The sequence below is a fragment of the Moorena sp. SIO4A1 genome, from assembly GCF_010672065.1.
In the GTDB taxonomy this organism is placed as follows: domain Bacteria; phylum Cyanobacteriota; class Cyanobacteriia; order Cyanobacteriales; family Coleofasciculaceae; genus Moorena.
Genome location: NZ_JAAHHX010000615.1, coordinates 1 through 1,581 on the forward strand (window position 1 = coordinate 1; position 1,581 = coordinate 1,581).

Annotated in this window: 2 protein-coding genes; both read right to left on the reverse strand. The window is 40.6% G+C overall.

What is annotated here, in order from left to right; translation table 11 throughout:
• Positions 1–1,021 (reverse strand): O-antigen ligase family protein (locus tag F6K53_RS41215; RefSeq protein WP_293086104.1); only part of this gene is annotated, 1,021 nt, incomplete at its 3' end.
• Positions 1,022–1,091: 70 nt separating this feature from the next.
• Positions 1,092–1,581, reverse strand: a 490-nt coding sequence (locus tag F6K53_RS41220) for a glycosyltransferase (protein ID WP_293086108.1), incomplete at its 5' end; no start/stop codon positions are given.

Below are 1,581 nucleotides of genomic sequence, written 5' to 3' on the forward strand. Positions count from 1 at the left end.
TAAATAAGGCGATCAATAAACTAAGCACAAAAAGGAAAATACCTAAAAATCCAAGTTGCAGAGCTAACTCAAGATAACCACTATGAGCATTACCATATCCTCCATGGGCAAGCCATGTAGAGTTGATGACAGAGTAGCCAGCGTCGGAAGACCAGAATCCTTCAAAACCGTAACCTAGCCAAGGTCGTTCTAAAATTTTATCAAATACTAAAGTCCAAATCGGTAAACGCCCATTCAATTGTAGATCTTTGCCTAGAATATCAACTAGTATGAATTCCAGGTTCCATAAAATTACTATCGATGCCACAAAAGCCAGGAGGGCTGAGACCATGTAAAGAACAGTTTGTAACTTATAGTGCTGTTTTACAAAGTTGTGAAGGGGCAGCAGGGTAATCATAACTAAAAAGATTAGCAATGCTGATTTTCCCTGAGAAAGTAGTAGCATCAAAACAGATAAGCTAAATCCCACCCACCCTACCCAGCGATATTTCCGATGGTTGAGGATGCTCAATAACGAAATTATGGCATTTAGGGTCATCAGACGAGCTAAATGATTTTTATGCCTAAAGATACCCTGAGCGGGAGCGTCCCCTAAGCCATGAGCTAAAGTGACCAATAAGCTTAAAATCGCCACTATACCTAGCACCCATGCCACCAGACGCATTTGCTCCTTAGGGTTATAGCGAACTGCTAAGTATGCTCCGAGGGCAGTTGCACGTAAGACGGCTCTAAGTAATTCTGGAATACCGGGAACCGCAGACCATCCAACCGACCACACAGCAGTCCCTACTAAGCATAGTAACGGTATATCCCTTGTAAAAACATAGGCAAATCTTTTCCATCGCCAAAGAATTAAAAAAAACAAGATTAGATAGCTACCAACTTTTAAAAGCTTAAGTAGAGGACCTGGAAAATCAAGAAACATGCCGGAAAATAAGCATATTCCAATCAAAAATGGTTCTAATTTTATTAAAAAAAAAGTTATTAACTGATTAGTAGATAACCTTTTTAAATTTATCATGAATTATCTAGTATTGAGAGTTATATAACCCTAGTTATATCAGTGATACTATATTTTCTAGTAATGATAGTTATACTCCGGATAAAATTTCAGTAAAAAGGGATAAGTAGCGTCTTGCTTGAATTTCTAAGGTAAATTCTTTTTCTACTTTTTCGCGGGCGCGGTAGGATAGTTTCTGATGTCGTTCTGTGTTCTCTAGCACCCAAGCAATTCCTTGAGCTAGAGCTTCAATTTGGTAAGGTTGGGCTAAATAGCCGTTTTTCTGGTGCTCAATCAGATCGGGCATCCCGCCAATGTTGAAGGCGACGCAAGGAGTTCCACATGCGATCGCTTCCATCACTGTGTTGGGCAAGTTATCTTGAAGGGAAGGGCAAACAAATACATCTGCTGCTCCATAAACTAGCGCTAGGGAGAGATCATCGCTGAATGTCCCTAAGTAGTGAGCGTTAAAACCAAACTCAGGTGGATTGTCTGGCCGAGAGTCACCAAAAATAACTAACTCTAGTTGATCTCGCCATCCGGATTGGCTCAGCTCTTGGAGCGCTGGTTGTAACAATTGA